14 protein-coding genes and 6 pseudogenes are annotated in these 17212 nt (G+C 69.6%); 15 read left to right on the top strand and 5 right to left on the bottom strand.

Going from position 1 to position 17212, the window contains the following annotated elements; all coding sequences use genetic code 11:
* Positions 1-8: 8 nt before the first annotated feature.
* Positions 9-1390 (bottom strand): annotated as a pseudogene (gene purB, locus K1X59_RS19660) (adenylosuccinate lyase).
* Positions 1387-1861, bottom strand: a pseudogene (locus tag K1X59_RS19655) (low molecular weight protein-tyrosine-phosphatase). The pseudogenes purB and K1X59_RS19655 overlap by 4 nt, the downstream one beginning before the upstream one ends.
* 219 nt (positions 1862-2080) lie before the next feature.
* On the opposite strand from K1X59_RS19655, the gene K1X59_RS19650 reads away from it, so the two are divergent.
* From K1X59_RS19650 to K1X59_RS19640, 3 genes are read left to right on the top strand one after another with little or no spacing between them, the layout of a single operon-like run.
* Positions 2081-2344, top strand: coding sequence for a hypothetical protein (locus K1X59_RS19650; protein WP_220173760.1), 264 nt, complete (start codon positions 2081-2083; stop codon positions 2342-2344).
* Entirely contained in the window at positions 2341-2844 is a 504-nt protein-coding gene (locus K1X59_RS19645) for a hypothetical protein (RefSeq protein WP_183151275.1), read from the top strand. Before K1X59_RS19650 ends, K1X59_RS19645 begins: the two co-directional genes overlap by 4 nt.
* Positions 2802-3620, top strand: a complete 819-nt coding sequence (locus tag K1X59_RS19640; RefSeq protein WP_220173759.1) for a hypothetical protein — start codon at positions 2802-2804, stop codon at positions 3618-3620. Before K1X59_RS19645 ends, K1X59_RS19640 begins: the two co-directional genes overlap by 43 nt.
* 14 nt (positions 3621-3634) lie before the next feature.
* Here the strand turns inward: K1X59_RS19640 and K1X59_RS19635 are convergent, their stop codons facing one another.
* From K1X59_RS19635 to K1X59_RS19625, 3 genes are read right to left on the bottom strand one after another with little or no spacing between them, the layout of a single operon-like run.
* The gene (locus K1X59_RS19635; RefSeq protein ID WP_183151273.1) at positions 3635-4039 is read right to left on the bottom strand and encodes a phage holin family protein; all 405 of its coding nucleotides are present in this window, start codon (positions 4037-4039) and stop codon (positions 3635-3637) included.
* A gap of 34 nt (positions 4040-4073) precedes the next feature.
* Complete coding sequence (locus K1X59_RS19630) at positions 4074-4454, bottom strand: type II toxin-antitoxin system death-on-curing family toxin (RefSeq protein ID WP_183151272.1); 381 nt, start codon at positions 4452-4454, stop codon at positions 4074-4076.
* 3 nt (positions 4455-4457) lie between these two features.
* Positions 4458-4664, bottom strand: a complete 207-nt coding sequence (locus K1X59_RS19625) for a ribbon-helix-helix protein, CopG family (RefSeq protein ID WP_183151271.1) — start codon at positions 4662-4664, stop codon at positions 4458-4460.
* 83 nt (positions 4665-4747) lie between these two features.
* Between K1X59_RS19625 and K1X59_RS19620 the strand changes: the two are divergent.
* From K1X59_RS19620 to K1X59_RS19565, 12 genes and pseudogenes are all read left to right on the top strand, one after another.
* Positions 4748-5814: pseudogene (locus K1X59_RS19620) on the top strand (histidinol-phosphate transaminase).
* 117 nt (positions 5815-5931) lie between these two features.
* Positions 5932-7059, top strand: coding sequence for a thiamine pyrophosphate-dependent dehydrogenase E1 component subunit alpha (locus tag K1X59_RS19615; protein WP_183151269.1), 1128 nt, complete (start codon positions 5932-5934; stop codon positions 7057-7059).
* 11 nt (positions 7060-7070) lie between these two features.
* Positions 7071-8036, top strand: a complete 966-nt coding sequence (locus K1X59_RS19610; protein ID WP_183152906.1) for an alpha-ketoacid dehydrogenase subunit beta — start codon at positions 7071-7073, stop codon at positions 8034-8036.
* Positions 8037-8064: 28 nt separating this feature from the next.
* Positions 8065-9416, top strand: a pseudogene (locus K1X59_RS19605) (dihydrolipoamide acetyltransferase family protein).
* A 58-nt stretch (positions 9417-9474) separates the two neighbouring features.
* Positions 9475-10497, top strand: coding sequence for a metal ABC transporter solute-binding protein, Zn/Mn family (locus K1X59_RS19600; protein ID WP_220173758.1), 1023 nt, complete (start codon positions 9475-9477; stop codon positions 10495-10497).
* Positions 10494-11326: pseudogene (locus tag K1X59_RS19595) on the top strand (metal ABC transporter ATP-binding protein). Before K1X59_RS19600 ends, K1X59_RS19595 begins: the two are co-directional and overlap by 4 nt.
* Positions 11323-12183, top strand: a complete 861-nt coding sequence (locus K1X59_RS19590) for a metal ABC transporter permease (RefSeq protein WP_183151268.1) — start codon at positions 11323-11325, stop codon at positions 12181-12183. Before K1X59_RS19595 ends, K1X59_RS19590 begins: the two are co-directional and overlap by 4 nt.
* 141 nt (positions 12184-12324) lie before the next feature.
* On the top strand, positions 12325-12741 hold the full coding sequence (locus tag K1X59_RS19585; protein ID WP_183151267.1) for a Fur family transcriptional regulator: 417 nt from the start codon (positions 12325-12327) through the stop codon (positions 12739-12741).
* Positions 12738-13778: a permease gene (locus K1X59_RS19580; protein WP_183151266.1), complete on the top strand. Its 1041-nt coding sequence runs from the start codon at positions 12738-12740 to the stop codon at positions 13776-13778. The genes K1X59_RS19585 and K1X59_RS19580 overlap by 4 nt, the downstream gene beginning before the upstream one ends.
* Positions 13771-14577, top strand: coding sequence for a TIGR03943 family putative permease subunit (locus K1X59_RS19575; RefSeq protein ID WP_183151265.1), 807 nt, complete (start codon positions 13771-13773; stop codon positions 14575-14577). Before K1X59_RS19580 ends, K1X59_RS19575 begins: the two co-directional genes overlap by 8 nt.
* Entirely contained in the window at positions 14567-16342 is a 1776-nt protein-coding gene (locus K1X59_RS19570; RefSeq protein WP_244632225.1) for a hypothetical protein, read from the top strand. Before K1X59_RS19575 ends, K1X59_RS19570 begins: the two co-directional genes overlap by 11 nt.
* An 81-nt stretch (positions 16343-16423) precedes the next feature.
* Positions 16424-17148, top strand: a pseudogene (locus K1X59_RS19565) (DNA-3-methyladenine glycosylase).
* The last annotated feature ends 64 nt before the right edge of the window (positions 17149-17212 follow it).

The raw sequence follows: 17212 nt of genomic DNA, 5'->3' as shown, positions 1-17212 counted from the left end.
GCGTCTCGCTAGTGGGCGAGGCGCTCCGCGATGCCGGTGTACGTCGCAGGGGTCAACGCCAGCAGGCGCTGCTTGGCGGCGTCCCCGATCTCGAGCTGCTCGACGAAGGTGGCGAGGTCGGTGGCGCCCACCCGGTGTCCGCGTGTCAGCTCCTTGAGGAGCGCGTACGGGTCGGTGATCGTCGAACGGCCGGCGACGACCTCGGCGCGGATGACGGTCTGGATGGCCTCGGCAAGCACCTCCCAGTTCACGTCGAGGTCGGCGAGCAGCACATCGCGGAGAGGGAGATCGCATTCAACCCGCGGCGCAGGTTGTCGAGGGCGAGCAGCGAGTGGCCGAACGCCACGCCGATGTTGCGCTGCGTCGTGGAGTCGGTGAGGTCGCGCTGCATCCGGCTGGTGACGAGCGTCTGGCCGAGCGAGGCGAGCAGCGCGCCCGAGATCTCGAGGTTGGCCTCGGCGTTCTCGAACCGGATGGGGTTGATCTTGTGCGGCATCGTCGACGAACCGGTGGCACCGGCGACAGGGATCTGCGCGAAGTAGCCGAGCGAGATGTAGGTCCAGATGTCGGTGGCGAGGTTGTGCAGGATGCCGCCGGCGTGACGCACGCGGTCGTACAGCTCGACCTGCCAGTCGTGCGACTCGATCTGCGTGGTGAGGATGTTGAACCCGAGGCCGAGGCCCTCGATGTACTCGCGGGCGATGGTCGGCCAGTCGGCGTCGGGGTCGGCTGCGAGATGCGCCGACCACGTGCCGGTCGCGCCGGAGAACTTGGCGAGGTACTCGGATGCCGCGATCTGGGAGCGCACGCGCTCGAGGCGCCACGCGAAGACCGCGAGCTCCTTGCCCATCGTCGAGGGCGTCGCGGGCTGGCCGTGCGTGCGGGAGAGCATGGCGGCGTCGGCGTGCTCGACCGCGAGTTCGCGGAGCTTCGAGATCACGGTGTCGAGGGCCGGGAGCCAGACCTCCTCGACGGCGCGCTTGACGGTCAGGGCGTAGGCCGCGGAGTTGATGTCCTCGCTCGTGCACGCGAAGTGCGTGAGCTCGGCGATGGCGTCGAGGTCGAGCGTGGAGAGCCGGTCGCGCACGAGGTACTCGATGGCCTTCACATCGTGCTGGGTGACGGCCTCCTTCTCGGCGAGCCAGTCGATCTCGGCCTGTCCGAAGTCGCGGTACAGCGCGCGCAGACGCTCCTTGTTGGCGTCGGACAGCGGAGTCGTCTCGAACAGCGAGCGGTCGGTGAGGGCGATGAGCCACTCCACCTCGACCTCGACGCGTGCGCGGTTCAGGCCCGCCTCGGAGAGGAAGTCGGCGAGACCTGCGACGGCGCCGCGATAGCGACCGTCGAGAGGGCTGAGCGGCTGCGGCGGGAGCGAGGGCTGGAAAGTCAGGGGAGTCCTCCTGATGGGGCCCCGAAGGTCCGGGGCGTGCGGGGGAGACGAAGAGCGGGTTCGAGCTGGCGGAACAGGCCCCGAGTCGCCGTCTCAATCATACCGAGCACCGAATCGAACATCTCCGCGCCCGCGTAGTACGGATCGGGGACATCGTGTGTCGACGCGTTCGGGTCGAAAGCGAGCAGGAGGGTGACCTTGCCCTCTTCGTCCTCGTCGTGGGCCCACTCGCGGAGGATGCGCTCGTGGGTGCGGTCGAGGGCGACCACGAGGTCGTTCTCGGCGAAGGTCGCCGCCGTGAACTGCCGCGCGCGGTGCTGCGAGCCGTCGTACCCACGGCGCGCGAGCGAGTCGATCGTGCGGTGGTCGGCGCTCACCGAGGTGCCAGTCTCCCGTTCCTGCGCTGCGCGAGACGATGCGCTGGCCGAGGCCCTGCTTCTCCGCCAGGTCGCGGAAGACGACCTCGGCCATGGGGGACCGGCAGATGTTCCCCGTGCACACGAAGATCACGCGGAAGGGAACCGGGGACGTCACAGGTACATTCTGCCCGCCTCGGGCGTTCCTGCACAGCGCGCGCGGGAGCGCGGGCCTTTTCTGCACACGCAGATCCGCACGTCGGCTCTGCACTGCTCGTGTGTTTCCGAGGGGAGCATCGCGCCCGCGAACGTCACGATCCGGGAACCTGAAGCCATGCACCCCGTCGCACGAGATCACATCGTCGCCTCCGACGACCTCTGGGCCCGCCTCGTCATCCATCGCGAGATCATGGCGGCGCTGTCGACCGTCGAGGAGGCAGGCGCTGCGCTGGTGCGGCTCGTCGACGAGGCCGACTGGCGATCCGAGGGGTTCCGCGCACTGCATGCGCTGCTCGTCCGGATGCGCGACGACACCGGCGCCGAGTTCGGGAGGCTGAACGTGCGTGCGTGGGAATCGAGTGCGGGAGGCAGGGGATGAGCGCACTGGAGATCGATCACGGAGGGGCCATCGCTGTCGACACCGGGCAGTTGCGCGACGTCGGAGCACGGATGCGGGCGGTGACGGCGCAGTACGAGGAGGCTCGTGATGCGGTGGGTCGCGCGCTCCGTGCCGCCGCAGCGCAACAGACCGCCTGCCCGCACCTCGATGCCTCGGCGTTGCAGCGGAGCGACGAGCACCTCGAGGCGCTGCGCACCGAACTCGACAGCGCCTGCACCGGGGTGATGCTGATGGCCGACGCGTTCGAGGTGGTCGAGCTGCGCGCCAGAGCGGAAGCGCTCGCCCTGACCGACGCGGCCGCAGCAGATGCCGCCAGCGCCCGTGCCGACCGACTCGTGGCGGCCGACGGAAGGGTCGCCGACATGGCGGACTATCTGGTGGCGGGATGGGAGGAACGGCGTTTCGATGGGCTGGGCGAGCAGTTCGACGCCGGGGGTTGCTGCCGCCGCTGTTCCTGGCCGGGGCGCTCGTGGGGGTGACCTCCGGGGCTGGAAAGCTGGTTCCCGGCATGACGCTGCACGGATCGGCCGACCCGGTGCGGGTGACGGCGGTGAAGACATCGACCCCCGAAGCGCCGCAGAGCCTTGCCGGAGCACTGCGGCGGATCCCGTCATCCGACGCGCAGGTGGCCGTCGAGAAGTACACGATGCGCGACGGTGCGCCTCGTTATGTGGCCTACGTCACGGGGACCCGAGACTCCGCGCCGTGGCGGGCGGGAGAGGAGGAGCCGTGGGACATGAAGTCCAACGTCGAGCTGTATCAGGGGCGGGAGTCGGCGTCCTACGAGGCGACGCTGGATGCGCTCGAGGCCGCGGGGGCGGAGGGCGGCGCGCGGGTCGACGTCGTCGCGTACTCGCAGGGCGGGATGATCGCCGCGCATCTGGCGATGGAGAGCCCGTACGAGGTGACGATGCAGCTGACCGCGGGAAGCCCGCAGGAGCCGACGATCGGCGACGACCAGACGCTCGTTCAGCTCCGGCACACCGACGATGTCGTCTCCGCGCTCGCGGGAGGTGGGTCGGCGGCGGGCACGGGGTCAGGTGACAGCTTCACCGCGTCGCGGGTCGGCGATCCGCGAGCGGGCGTCGAAGACCTGAAGCTCCAGGCGCACGCGCTCGAGACGTACATCGAGACCGCGGAGATGGTGGATGCGTCGCCGGATCCGCGCGCCGAGGCGCTCGACGCGTACTGGGCAGAACTCGGCGAAGCGGTCGACGTCGAGCGCACCGAGTTCCACGCGGAGCGGACGGGATGACCACAATGGTCGGGTCAGTCGCGGCGGGACTTCTTGCTCTGCGGACGCAGGATGAACCCGAAGATGCCGTTGATGACCGAGATGATGAGCGCGGCGAGAACTCCCCACCAGAAGTCGCCGACCGCGAGTCCCCATCCGAAACCGCTCGTGATCCACGCGGTCAGCCACAGCAGGAAGCCGTTGATCAGGAAGCCGATGAGCCCGAACGTGATGATGTAGAGCGGGAACGCCACGATCTTGACGACGGTGCCGATGATCGTGTTCACGAGCGCGAAGATCGCGGCCACGGCGAGCAGCGTCAGCACGAGCTGCAGGGTCTCGCCGGGAGGGAAGGCCGTGATCGTGACCTGCAGGGCGGGGATCAGCGTGACGACCCACAGAGCGAAGGCGTTGACGACGACGCGGATGATGAAGCGCATAGTCCGACCAGTGTCGCACGGACGCCCGCGAGAGTCAGCCTTCGGCGGCTTCCCGGATATGCGAGGCGAGGACCTGCGCGATCTCCTTCAGGTCCAGCCGGCTCTGAGCGACGTCGAGGACGAAGTCGAACGCCTCGTCGTTCGTGAAGGTGACGTCGTACTCGTTGAGCCGGATGAAGATGAACGTCAGGTACAGGGAGATGCGCTTGTTGCCGTCGAACAACGCATGATTCTGTGCCACCGAACTGATCAGTGCCGCGGCCTTCTCTTCGAAGGTCGGATAGGCGTCGACGCCGAACATCCCGGCTGCAGGGCGAGCCAGTGCAGAGAAGAGCAGCCCCTCATCGCGGACGTGCAGCCCGAGCTTCGCGATCAGAGCGAGTGCCTGCTCGGGCTCGATGTACTCGGTCGCCATCTGTCAGGCGTCTTCGAGCCGCCGGAGAGTGTCGGCGTAGCGCTCGGTGACTTCGGCGGCGAGGGAGAGCACTCGATCCGTCTTGGACTCGCTGTTCGCGAACCGCGCGGCGGCCTCGATGATCACCGCGTGCTTGGAGGTGTGCCGCGCACGCGCGATCGCCTCGAGCTGGGCATCGAGTTCTTCCGGGAGTCGCACCGTCATCGCCATACCAAAATGGTACCACCGCAGTTCGCGTGTCGACAGAGGAGACCCGGACTCGCGCTGCGAACTCCCCTCGTAGACTCGGTCTCGTGACCGAGCCGATCCTGCCCCGCATCCGCCCCGCCATCGCCGCCCTCGCGCCGTACCGGCAGGGCAAGCAGGCAGGGCCCGACGCTTTCAAGCTCTCGAGCAATGAGAATCCGTTCGATCCGCTGCCCGCGGTGCTCGACGCGCTGCAGCGCACCACCCCCATCAACCGCTACCCGGACGCCACCGCCGCTCGGCTGCGCGAACGACTCGGCGCGCGCTACGGCGTCGACCCCGACCAGGTGCACGTCGCCTCGGGCAGTGTCTCGATCCTGCACCAGCTGATCCTCGCGACGGCGTCCGTGGGCGACGAGGTCGTGTACGCCTGGCGTTCCTTCGAGGCGTACCCCAGCCTGCCGCTCGTCGCCGGGGCGACCGGTGTGCAGGTCCCCCTCACCGCCGAGTCCCGTCACGACCTCGACGCGATGCTGGAGGCCGTGACGGAACGCACCCGCGCGATCATTCTGTGCACCCCGAACAATCCGACCGGCCCGATCATCACGAGCGCCGAGTTCGCCGCCTTCGTCGAGCGCGTGCCGAACGACATCCTGATCATCCTCGACGAGGCGTACGCCGAGTTCGTCACGGCCCCCGATGCGGTCGACGGTCTCGCCGAGCGGGTGTTCGAGGAGCACCCGAACGTCGTGGTGCTCCGTACGTTCTCGAAGGCCTACGGTCTCGCCGGCCTGCGGGTCGGCTACGCGATCGGTCACGAGAAGGTGCTGGATGCGGCGCGGACGACCGGCATCCCGCTCTCGGTGACCTCGGCCGCCGAGAACGCCGCGATCGCGAGCCTCGACGCCGAAGCGGAGCTCCTCGAGCGCGTCGCCGTGATCGTCGAGCGGCGCACCCGTCTCGTCGCCGGCCTCCGCGCGCAGGGCTGGGATGTCCCTGACTCCCAGGCGAACTTCGTCTGGCTGCCGGCGGGGAGCGCACCGACGACGTCGCGGCCGCCTTCGTGGAGAACGACCTCGTCGTCAGACCCTTCTCGGGCGACGGCATCCGCATCTCGGTCGGCGAAGAGGACTCCATCGACCGCGTGCTCGAGGTCGCTGCGGCCGCCCGCTGACCTGCCGCCACCGTCGCGCCGCGCCCCGTTTCGCCCGGAATTCTCCGGTTTCCGGGCAGTTATGTGGGCGTCCTAGGTATGCGTGACCTGGCATGCGGGCGCGGGTAGCGTGAGACCGTGACCACCTCCGAGACACCCCTTGTGAGCGTTCTGGACGAGACCGGGACCTTCGCGCCCAGCCCCGCCGCCGAGCCGTATCTCCCGCTGATCGAGGCGATCGGCGATGCAGAGCTCGAGCAGTTCTACCGAGACATGGTCGTCATCCGCGCGATCGACACCCAGGCGACGAACCTGCAGCGGCAGGGGCAGCTGGCCCTGTGGCCGCCGAGCCGCGGACAGGAGGCGGCGCAGGTCGGCTCGGGTCGTGCCGCCCGCGCGCAGGACACGATCTTCCCGTCCTACCGGGAACACGCCGTCACGCGCATCCGTGGCGTCGATCCGGTAGACATCATCAAGCTGATGCGTGGCGTCTCGCACGGTGGGTGGGACCCGACCGACCCCAAGAACGGCAACACCCGGTTGTACACCCTCGTGCTCGGGTCGCAGGTGCTGCACGCCGCCGGATACGGGATGGGGCTCGCCTTCGACGGCCGCACCGCCACCGGCGACAAGGACCGTGACGAGGCCGTCATCGTCTACTACGGCGACGGGGCGTCGAGCCAGGGCGACGTGCACGAGGCGATGGTCTTCGCCGCGAGCTACCAGGCACCGACCGTGTTCTTCCTCCAGAACAACCACTGGGCCATCTCGGTGCCCGTCTCGACGCAGTCGCGGGTGCCGCTCGTCCAGCGCAGCGCCGGCTACGGAATCCCGAGTGTCCGTGTCGACGGCAACGACGTGCTCGCCAGCTACGCGGTCTCCCGGGTGGCCCTCGACGACGCCCGCAGCGGCAAGGGCCCGCAGGCGATCGAGGCGGTCACCTACCGGCTCGGCGCGCACACCACCAGCGACGACCCGACCAAGTACCGCGGCAACGACGAGGAGCTGATGTGGGCCGGTCGTGACCCGATCGTCCGGATGCGCGCCTTCCTCGAAGGGCGCGGTGCCTCGGCGCAGCTGTTCGCCGACGTGGAGGCCGAGGCGGCGGATGCCGCGGAAGACCTCCGAGCGCGCACCGTCGAGCTCGGACCGCCCAGCGCCGACAAGATGTTCGACCACGTGTACAGCGAGCCGCATCCGCTGATCGACGAGCAGAAGGCCTGGCGCGCCCGCTATGAGGCGTCGTTCGAAGGAGGAGCACAGTGACCCTCGAGACGATGCCGCTCAGCAAGGCCCTGAACGCCGGCATGCGCAAGGCGATGGAGGACGACCCGAAGGTCCTGCTCATGGGCGAGGACATCGGCAAGCTCGGCGGTGTCTTCCGTGTGACCGAGCACCTGCAGCGCGACTTCGGCGACCGCCGGGTGCTCGACACCCCGCTCGCGGAGTCCGGGATCGTGGGGACCGCGATCGGCATGGCCATGGTCGGCTACCGTCCGGTCATCGAGATCCAGTTCGACGGCTTCGTGTTCCCGGCGTTCGACCAGATCACGACGCAGCTCGCGAAGCTGACGAACCGGCACGAAGGCGCGCTGAGCATGCCGATCGTGATCCGCATCCCCTACGGCGGGCACATCGGCGCGGTCGAGCACCATCAGGAGAGCCCCGAGGCGTACTTCGCGCACACTCCGGGTCTTCGCGTCGTCTCGCCGTCGACTCCCAACGACGCGTACTGGATGATCCAGGAGGCGATCGCCTCGAACGACCCGGTGATCTTCATGGAGCCGAAGAGCCGCTACTGGCAGAAGGGCGAGGTCGAGCTCGATGCGCCGGCCGTCCCGCTGCACTCTTCTCGTGTGGTGCGCACCGGGACGGATGTGACCCTCGTCGGTCACGGCGCCATGGTCACCACGCTCCTGCAGGCGGCGGCGCTCGCCGAGGCGGAGGGCACGAGTTGCGAGGTCGTCGACGTGCGCTCGCTGTCGCCGGTCGACTACGAACCCATCCTCGGCTCGATCCGCAAGACCGGACGCATGGTCTACGCGCAGGAGGCGCAGGGCTTCGGCAGCATCGGCGGCGAGATCGCGGCGACCGTCATGGAGCGCGCGTTCTATGCCCTCGAGGCTCCGGTGCTGCGCGTCTCCGGCTACGACACCCCGTTCCCCCCTGCCAAGCTCGAAGGCGCGTACCTTCCGGATGCCGACCGCATCCTCGAGGCCGTCGACCGCTCGCTGGCCTACTGACACCGTCGCTCGGCCGAAAGGACTCGTCATGAGCACCCAGAACTTCAACCTCCCCGACGTCGGCGAAGGTCTGACCGAGGCCGAGATCGTGGCATGGAAGGTCGCCCCCGGTGACACCGTCGCGATCAACGACGTGGTGTGCGAGATCGAGACGGCGAAGTCGCTCGTCGAGCTGCCGTCACCGCACGCCGGGGTGGTGGGCGAACTCCTCGTCGAGGAGGGGGCGACGGTCGAGGTGGGCACGCCCATCATCACGTTCGTGACCGACGCGCGTGACGATGCAGGCCCGGGTGTCGTCGTCACCGCGGAGGCTCCGGCGCCGGAAGAGGGCGGTGGCTCGGTGCTGGTCGGCTACGGCACGGGCGGCGGAGCGACCTCTCGTCGCAAGCGCCCGGCCGAGCGTCCTGTGCGCTCTTCCGTCGGCGTGATCGCCAAGCCGCCGATCCGCAAGCTCGCCCGCGACCTCGGCGTCGACCTCACCACGGTCGCGCCCACCGGCGCCGATGGGGAGGTCACCCGCGACGACGTGGTCAAGCACGCCTCGCAGGCCAGCGTCTTCCGCAACATCGAGACGCCGGAGTGGGGGCCGTGCGCGAGGAGACCGTTCCCGCGCCGCAGAGCGCACCTGCGGGGCTCGCGCGCGGCCTCGCGCCGACCCGTCCGTCGGCGGCCGGCGACGACCGCACGGAGTCGATCCCGGTGAAGGGCGTGCGCAAGGCCACCTCCTCCGCGATGGTGCAGAGCGCGTACTCGGCCCCGCACGTGACCGTGTGGAAGGAGATCGATGCGAGCCGCACGATGGAGCTCGTGAAGCGGCTCAAGGCCTCGCCCGACTACGCCGACATCCGGGTGTCGCCGCTGCTGATCATGGCGCGCGCCGTGATCTGGGCCGCACGTCGCACCCCGATGGTCAATGCCGCCTGGATCGAGACGGATGCCGGAGCCGAGATCGCCGTGCGCCACTACGTGAACCTCGGCATCGCGGCGGCGACCCCGCGCGGCCTGCTGGTGCCCAACATCAAGGACGCGCAGGACCTGAGCATGAAGGACCTGGCTCGTGCGCTGAACCGCTTGACCCTCACGGCGCGCGAGGGCAAGACCTCACCCGCGGACCAGCAGGGCGGCACCATCACGATCACGAACATCGGCGTCTTCGGGATGGATGCCGGAACCCCGATCATCAACCCCGGCGAGGCCGGCATCGTGGCGATGGGCACGATCAGCCAGAAGCCGTGGGTGGTCGACGGCGAGGTGCGTCCTCGGTGGGTGACCACGGTCGCCGGTTCCTTCGACCACCGGGTGATCGACGGCGACGGCATGAGCCGCTTCATCGCCGATGTGGCGTCGATCCTCGAGGAGCCCGCTCTGCTCGTCGACTGAGGAGACGCGCGGAACAGCTGATTTGATAATGGTTCTCATTAGCGTTTAGAGTGAGAGCATGAAGAAGCCCGTCCTCGCTCTCGCCCTCGCATCCGTCGCCGCCCTCACGCTGGCCGGATGCTCCACCCCGGCAGCGGGAGAGGGCGACGACGGCACCATCACCGTCGTCGCGAGCACCAACGTGTACGGCGACATCGCCGCGCAGATCGGCGGCGACCGGGTCGATGTCGAAGCGATCATCACGTCCGCCACCCAGGACCCGCACTCCTACGAGGCGAGCGCGCGCGACCGGCTCACCGTGCAGAAGGCCGACCTCGTGATCGAGAACGGCGGCGGCTACGACGCATTCGTCGACACCCTGTTGCAGGATGCGCAGGACCCGCACGTCGTCACGGCCGTCGAGTACTCGCACGACTTCCCCGGCAACGAGGGGCACGAGGAGGACGCCGACCACGATCACGCGGACGAGTCGGCCACCGACGCCCCCGAAGAGGACGCACACGACCACGACCACGCCGAGGGCGAAGAAGGTCACGAAGGACACGACCACATCGAGGGCTTCAACGAGCACGTGTGGTTCGACCCGCACACGATGATCCACGTCGTCGAGGCGATCGCCGACGAACTGTCCGAGCTCGACCCGGACGGCGCGAAGGAGTTCACCGCGAACGCCGACGCGATCGTCGCCGACCTGGAGGGCTTCGAGGCCGACCTCGAGACCATCAAGACGGATGCCGCGGGCGCCACGGTCTTCATGACAGAACCGCTGCCGGGCTACCTCGCCGCCGCGGCCGGCCTGACCGACGTCACTCCCGAGGGGTTCGCCGAGTCGGTCGAGGAGGGCACGGACGTCGCGCCCGCCGTGCTGCTCGAGGCGCTGAAGGTGATCGAAGACGGACAGGCCACCGCGCTGCTGACCAACGCCCAGACCGGCGGGGCCGAGACCGAACGCGTCGAGGTCGCGGCGAAGGACGCCGGCATCCCCGTCGTCGCCTTCACGGAGCTGCTCGAGGACGGATCGTCGTACTCTGAGTGGATGAGTGACGCGATCCAGAGCCTCGCCGCCGCCGTCCAGTCGTGAGCGGCGCTGCACAGCGCGAGAGTCCGGTCCTCGAGATCACCGACGCGGCCCTGCACCGCGGAGACCGCGAACTCTGGTCGGGACTCGACCTCACGGTGCAGCCGGGGAGTTCATCGCGGTGCTCGGTCCGTCGGGGTCGGGCAAGACCACTCTGCTGCGGAGCATCCTGGGCCTGCAGCCGCTCTCGTCGGGGGCGATCCGGGTGGCCGGGGAGCCCGTGCATCGCGGAAACCCCCGCATCGGCTACATCCCGCAGCAGCGCACGCTCGCCCCCGACACGAGCATGCGTGCGCGCGACCTCGTCGCTCTGGGGGTGCAGGGCAGCCGGTTCGGATTTCCCATCCCGCATCGCGGCGACCGGGCGAAGGTCGACCGTCTCCTCGAGGCGGTCGGGGCCTCGCACTTCGCCGACCGCCGCGTCGGTCTGCTGTCGGGTGGTGAGCAGCAGCGACTGCGCGTGGGTCAGGCGCTCGCCGACGAACCCACCCTGCTGCTGTGCGACGAACCGCTGTCGAACCTCGACCTCGCGAACCAGCTCGCCGTGACCGACATCATCGACCGTCAGCGTCGTGAGCGCGAGGCGGCGGTGCTCTTCGTGACGCACGACATCAACCCGATCCTCGGCCGCGTGGACCGCATCCTCTACATCGCCGGCGGACGCTTCCTGCTCGGAACGCCGGACGAGGTGCTGCAGACCCGGGTGCTCACCGACCTCTACGGCACTCCGGTGTTCGTGCTGCGCGCCGGAGACCGTCTGGTCGTCGTCGGCGTCCCGGATGCCGAGCCCCACCACGACCACGGCGGCCACGAGCACGGAGGCGCGGCATGAGGCCTCTCCTCGACTGGAGCGACATCTTCTCGTTCCAGGACTACGGCGAGCTCGTCGCCCTGCTCTCGAACTCGATCATCGCGGGCGCCGTGCTCGGCATCGTCGGCGGTCTGATCGGCGTCTTCGTGATGCAGCGCGATCTCGCGTTCGCGGTGCACGGCGTGAGCGAACTGTCGTTCGCCGGAGCCGCTGCCGCGCTCCTCTTCGGCGGCAGCGTCGTCGCCGGGTCCCTCGGCGGGGCGCTCGTGGCCGCGATCCTCATCGGCATCCTCGGCGCCAAGGCGCGCGACCGCAACTCGGTGGTCGGCGTGCTGATGCCGTTCGGCCTCGGCCTCGGCATCCTGTTCCTCTCGCTCTACGACGGGCGCAGCGCCAACCGGTTCAGCCTGCTCACCGGCCAGATCGTGTCGGTGTCGAGCCCCGACCTCGGCTGGCTCATCGGCATCAGCATCGTCGTGCTGCTCGGGCTGCTGATCATGTGGAACCCGCTGCGGTTCGACTCGCTCGACCCCGAGTCGGCTGCCGCCCGCGGGGTCCCGACCCGCGCCGTGAGCCTGCTGTTCATGGTGCTGCTCGGACTCATCGTCGCCGTCAGCGTGCACATCATCGGGGCACTGCTCGTGATGGCGCTCCTGGTGACACCGGCCGCCGCCGCGATGCGCGTGACCGCCGGTCCCATCGCGGTGCCGCTGCTGGCCGCGCTGTTCGGGTTCGTCTCGGCGGTCGGCGGCATCCTGCTCGCCCTCGCGGGGACGCTGCCGGTGAGCCCGTACATCACCACGCTGTCGTTCACGATCTACGTCGTGTGCTGGATCGTGCAGAAGACGCGGGCGCGTGTGCGGCGTGTCCCTGCCTGACGATTCACCGACGGCATGACGATCCGCCGAGGCATTCGGCCGGATCGTCGGTGGATCGTCGCAACCTCGGCGGATGGTCGGTCCGGTGCCGTCGAATCGGGCTCCCAGCCCTCGCCAACCCCCGCGGCCTAGACTCGACGTATGGCTCAGCGGAACACCTGGCAGCGCGAACGTGTACGCGAAGCGCTCGCCGACGCGCGCGGCTTCGTGAGCGCCCAATCGCTGCATGCCTCGCTGCGCGACGACAACACGGGCATCGGCCTCGCCACGGTCTACCGCGCACTGGCAGGTCTCGCGGCGTCGGGAGATGCCGACTCGCTGCAGAGCCCCGAGGGTGAAGCGCTGTACCGTGCGTGCACCACTCAGGGACACCACCACCACCTCATCTGCCGCAACTGCGGTCTCACGGTCGAGATCGAGGCCAAGGACGTCGAGCAGTGGGCGCACCGCACCGCGGCCCTGCACGGATTCACGGAAGCCGCGCACGTCGTCGACATCTTCGGACTGTGCACTCCGTGCGCGAACAAGCGCGATGCCGAAAGGGCTGCGAACGCGTGAGCCCCTCGGCAGGCACGGCGACCCGACACGGTCACACGCACCGCCCGAGCGCCTCGCCGCGCTCGGCATGGATCGGTCTCGGCCTCGGTGCCGTCATCATCGCTGCGCTGTTCCTGATCGACGCCTTCCTGCCGACCCTCTTCCCCGCCTCCTTGCCTACTCGCGCGCAGGACGGCCTGACCCTCGCTCTCAGCGTCCTGATCGAGGCCCTGCCCTTCGTGGTCCTCGGCGTGCTGCTGTCGATCGTGGTGCAGGTGTGGCTGCCGGCCGACGTGATCCACCGCTGGCTGCCGAAACGCGCCTGGGCCCGACGCGCTGTGCTGTCGCTGCTGGGCATGCTGATCCCGGTGTGCGAGTGCGGCAACGTGCCCTTCGCCCGCGGACTCATGATGCGCGGGCTCGCACCGGCCGAGGCCATGACGTTCCTGATCGCGGCGCCCATCGTCAACCCGATCGTGATCCTCACCACGCACGCGGCGTTCGGGTGGGACGGCGGCATCCTGGTGGCGCGCCTGGTGGGCGGATACCTCATCGCGAACCTGATCGGCTGGATCTACAGTCGGCACCCCGACCCCGACGGCATGCTCACGCAGCGGTTCGTCGACACGTGCGACCGTGTGACGCACGAACCGGGCACGCCGGTGCGCCGCAGCCTCACGCAGTTCCTCGTCGAGCTGCGCGCCGTGATGCCCGCCCTCGTGATCGGATCCGCGCTCGCCGGGGCCGTCCAGGTGCTGATCCCGCGAGAGATGCTGCTCGCGATCGGGTCGAACCCGGTGCTGTCGATCGTCGCGATGATGGTCCTCGCGATGACCGTCGCCATCTGCTCGAACGTCGATGCCTTCTTCGCGCTGTCGTTCGCATCGACGTTCTCCTCCGGGGCGATCGTCGCGTTCCTTCTGGTCGGACCCCTGGTCGACATCAAGATGCTCGCGCTCATGCGCACGACCTTCACCGGCCGCACGCTCGTCGGGATCGTCGGCATCGTCCTCGCCTCGGCCTTCGCGATCGGGATCGGGGTGAACGTCTTTGTCTGAGCAGACCAGGACGCGTGCCCGCGCACTCGGCACCCGCTGGCTGGGTGTGGGGCTCGCCGCCGTCATCTCGGTCGTCACGCTCGGGCTCGGACTCACCGGACGGCTGACCCTCTACATCAGCCCCGAGTCGGTGTGGTTCGCCTGTGCCGCAGCCGTCGTCACCCTCGCCGGCGCGATCTGGTCCTGCACGCTCCCCCTCGGTGAAGAGGGTGACCACGGGCACGATCACGGACCGGTCGCCGAGGCCGCGGAGCACCCCGACCACGGCGATCATCGCCCCACGTCTTCGGCCCGGCGGTCTCTGTCCGGTGTCACGGCGATCGCCGGTGGTGTGATCGCCACGGGAGTCGTCGCGGCAGCGCTCGTGCTTCCTCCGGCATCGCTGTCGGTCCAACTCGCCATGTCTCGCGCGGGGGAGCAGACCGCGCTGTTCGCGGGCGCCGACACGGTCGCGCTCGGTGCGGCCGACACCTCCACGTTCGGGGTCGGCGACTGGGCCGCCGTCTTCGCGGCGTCCACGAACACGGCGGCGTACGACGGCACCGCGGTGACGCTCACGGGCTTCGTGACGCCGGGGTCCTCCGGCGACGACGTGAACCTCACGCGCCTGGTCATCACGCACTGCGTGATCGATGCGCAGACCGCCGCCCTGCCGGTCGACGTCGACAAGGGCGACTATGCGACGGGCCAGTGGGTCGAGGTCACGGGGACAGTGCGGGCCGATGCCGATGGCAAGCTCCGCATCGAACCGACCGACGTCGTCGCGATCGACGAGCCCGGGGACCCCTATGAGTATTGACGACGAGCGCCCCGAGGTGCCCGCCGTGCCGCGCACGCGTGCGGAGCTGCGTGCCGCGCGCGAGGCCGCCGAGCGCGAGGAGGCCGAGCGGATCGAGCGCGCGGCCGCGACGTCGGGTCTCGCCGCCCACGGCGACGAGCAGTCGGATGCCCGCGCCGCGTCGGATGCCGACGCCGACGAGGCGGCGGATGACGAATCCGCTGCGCGTGAGGCGGCAGCGCGCGAGGCCGCCGTCCGTGAGGCCGGCGACCGTGAGGTCGCGGAGCAGGAGGCCGCCGCGCGCAAGATGGCGGCGTTCGAGGCCGCGGCCCGAGAGGATGCCGAGGCGACGGCGCTTCCGGCTGTCCCGCTCGCCACCGACCCCGTCTTCGTGGGCGCGACCCCGGTCGACCCCGCCGAAGAGGAGCGGCCAGACGTCGACTCGGAACAGCCGGCGCCCCGCATCCCCTCCGCCGAATCGGTCACGCGCACCTCCGTGCCGCCCCGACGCTTCGTCCTCACGCTCGCGGCGGTGCTCGGGGTCCTGGTGCTCGTCGGCACCGGGCTCGGCATCGCGAGCCTGCTGCAGGGTCCGCGGATCAGCGACGTGCAGGTCGATGCGGCTCAGGCGATCGAGTCGTCGGGGAGCCGTGTCATCCTGACCGCGAATCAGGCGCTCGCCGACATCGATCCGAAGCAGGTGACGGTCGATCCCGCCGTGCCGTTCACGGTCGATGCCTCCGGTCGCGGTGTCGGCGTGCGGTTCACGGTGCCGCTCGACGACGCGACCGAATACACGATCCGGGTCGCAGGCGTGAGCGGTGCCGGCGGCGGGCCGACGACCACGTTGACGACGACCTTCAGCACTCCGGCATCCTCCATCTTCCTGCTGCGCCGCGATGTCGAGGGCAAGGACAAGATCTTCCTCACCGATCTCAGCGGCGAGAAGGCGGTGCCGGTCTACGAGAACGACAAGATCAACGACTTCCGTGCCACGTCGACGCAGCTGGTGGTCTCGGTCGGCGACGAAGACGGCTCTCAGCTGCTCGTGATGGACCGCGACGGGAAGAACCAGCGCGAACTGACGCTCCCGGGCGACGGCCACGTCGGTGCGATCCAGGTGTCGGAGCGCGGTGGGCTCGTCGGCTACAGCTACTCCGACCGTGAGCTGAGCGACGACGAGGGCCGGGCGAGCGTGCTGGTCACGCAGTCGTTGAGCGGCAAGGACGCACCGCAGATCATCGAGGTCGCCGGCGCGGAGGCCAGCGTCTTCGTGTGGCAGTTCGTTCCCGACAGTGCTGCCGTGCTGTTCATCGACTTCGACGGGGCGCTGTCGCTCGTCGACCGCTCGAGCGACGCGGGCGTGCAGTCGCTGGGCCTCGCGGCGACGATCCAGGGCATCTCCCGAGGAACCTATACGGCGATCGTGGAACGGCTCGACGGGTCGGTGGTCGAGCTCGACCTCGCCGACGGGTCGGAGCAGCCGCTCGCGGCATCCGACCCCGACTACGGCACGGCCACCTCGATCACGCCGTACCCCGGGGGACACTCCGCCACGTCGTCGCGCGCGACGATGCGGGACTCCCGGTCGGACAGGCCGTCATCCGGGTCGACGACGACGGCACGGCCACGCCCCTGGTCGAGGTCGGCTCGACGGACTCGATCCTGCAGGCATGCGCGTCGCCGAGCGGCCAGTACGCCGCGGTCGTCGTCGCCCCTGACCTGGCCAACAACGCCTACGACGGGATGCTGCTGCCGCTCCCCGAGAACGTCGAGACGCACCTGATCGACATGGAGTCGGGCAAGGAGATCGTGGCCCTGACCGGCTTCGACGCGTCCTGGTGCCAGACGGCTCCGCGGTTCTGAGATGCCCGCGCCGGAAGCACTGCGTCGAGCGACCAGAGACGACGTCGGGGGCTCGGCCGTCGAGGTCGCTCCGTCGCTCCTCGGTGGAGAGCTGCGGACCGTCGTGGTCGAGCACGGACGGGCGGTCGAGGTGCGGGTGCGCATCACCGAGGTCGAGGCCTACCACGGACAGGGCACGGGGGACCGTGCCGATCCGGGGTCGCATGCGCGGATGGGGCGGACGGCGCGCAACGCCACGATGTGGGGGAGCCGGGGCATCTGTACGTGTACCTGAGCCACGGCATCCACTCCTGCATCAACGTCGCCTGCGGACCGGAGGGGCAGGGCGACGGTGTGCTGCTGCGGGCGGGCGAGATCGTGTCCGGTGTGGATGCGGCAGCGCGGCGCCGGAACGCGACCGCGCCGCTGAGCCGCGCGACGCTCCGAGACCTGGCCCGCGGTCCCGGTCGGCTCGGACAGGCGGTCGGACTCCGGCATCCGATCCACGACGGTATCGATGCGATCACGGCTCTCGAACGGCACGGAGCCACGGCCGAGCTGTGGCTGGGGTCCCGGCGCAGCGACGTGGCCACGGGCCCGCGGGTCGGTGTGGCCGGCATCGCAGGAACCGCGGCGTTCCCCTGGCGCTTCTGGATCGACGGCGACCCCACGGTCTCGTCGTTCCGATGGGGTCGCGGTGCCAAGGAGGCGGCGGCTCTCGGGGTGTCCGGCGCCGTGCTAGACTGACTCTTCGTCTGCGCACACTCCTGTGCGCAGTTCGCGTGCTTCCCCCTCAGTGACCGAGAGATCG

It is taken from the genome of Microbacterium sp. Se5.02b, assembly GCF_019464375.1.
Classification (GTDB): Bacteria; Actinomycetota; Actinomycetes; order Actinomycetales; family Microbacteriaceae; genus Microbacterium.
The sequence above is the reverse complement of the archived record's forward strand: the minus strand, read 5'-3'. Positions and strand labels throughout refer to the sequence as shown.

Excerpts from the sequence above, each read along its gene's own strand:
- K1X59_RS19635 (WP_183151273.1), bottom strand. The coding sequence starts at position 4,039 with ATGCGCTTCATCATCCGCGTCGTCGTCAACGCCTTCGCTCTGTGGGTC.
- K1X59_RS19570 (WP_244632225.1), top strand. The coding sequence starts at position 14,567 with ATGAGTATTGACGACGAGCGCCCCGAGGTGCCCGCCGTGCCGCGCACG.
- K1X59_RS19645 (WP_183151275.1), top strand. The coding sequence starts at position 2,341 with ATGAGCGCACTGGAGATCGATCACGGAGGGGCCATCGCTGTCGACACC.
- K1X59_RS19610 (WP_183152906.1), top strand. The coding sequence starts at position 7,071 with ATGCCGCTCAGCAAGGCCCTGAACGCCGGCATGCGCAAGGCGATGGAG.
- K1X59_RS19590 (WP_183151268.1), top strand. The coding sequence starts at position 11,323 with ATGAGGCCTCTCCTCGACTGGAGCGACATCTTCTCGTTCCAGGACTAC.
- K1X59_RS19650 (WP_220173760.1), top strand. The coding sequence starts at position 2,081 with ATGCACCCCGTCGCACGAGATCACATCGTCGCCTCCGACGACCTCTGG.
- K1X59_RS19600 (WP_220173758.1), top strand. The coding sequence starts at position 9,475 with ATGAAGAAGCCCGTCCTCGCTCTCGCCCTCGCATCCGTCGCCGCCCTC.
- K1X59_RS19630 (WP_183151272.1), bottom strand. The coding sequence starts at position 4,454 with ATGGCGACCGAGTACATCGAGCCCGAGCAGGCACTCGCTCTGATCGCG.
- K1X59_RS19585 (WP_183151267.1), top strand. The coding sequence starts at position 12,325 with ATGGCTCAGCGGAACACCTGGCAGCGCGAACGTGTACGCGAAGCGCTC.
- K1X59_RS19625 (WP_183151271.1), bottom strand. The coding sequence starts at position 4,664 with ATGGCGATGACGGTGCGACTCCCGGAAGAACTCGATGCCCAGCTCGAG.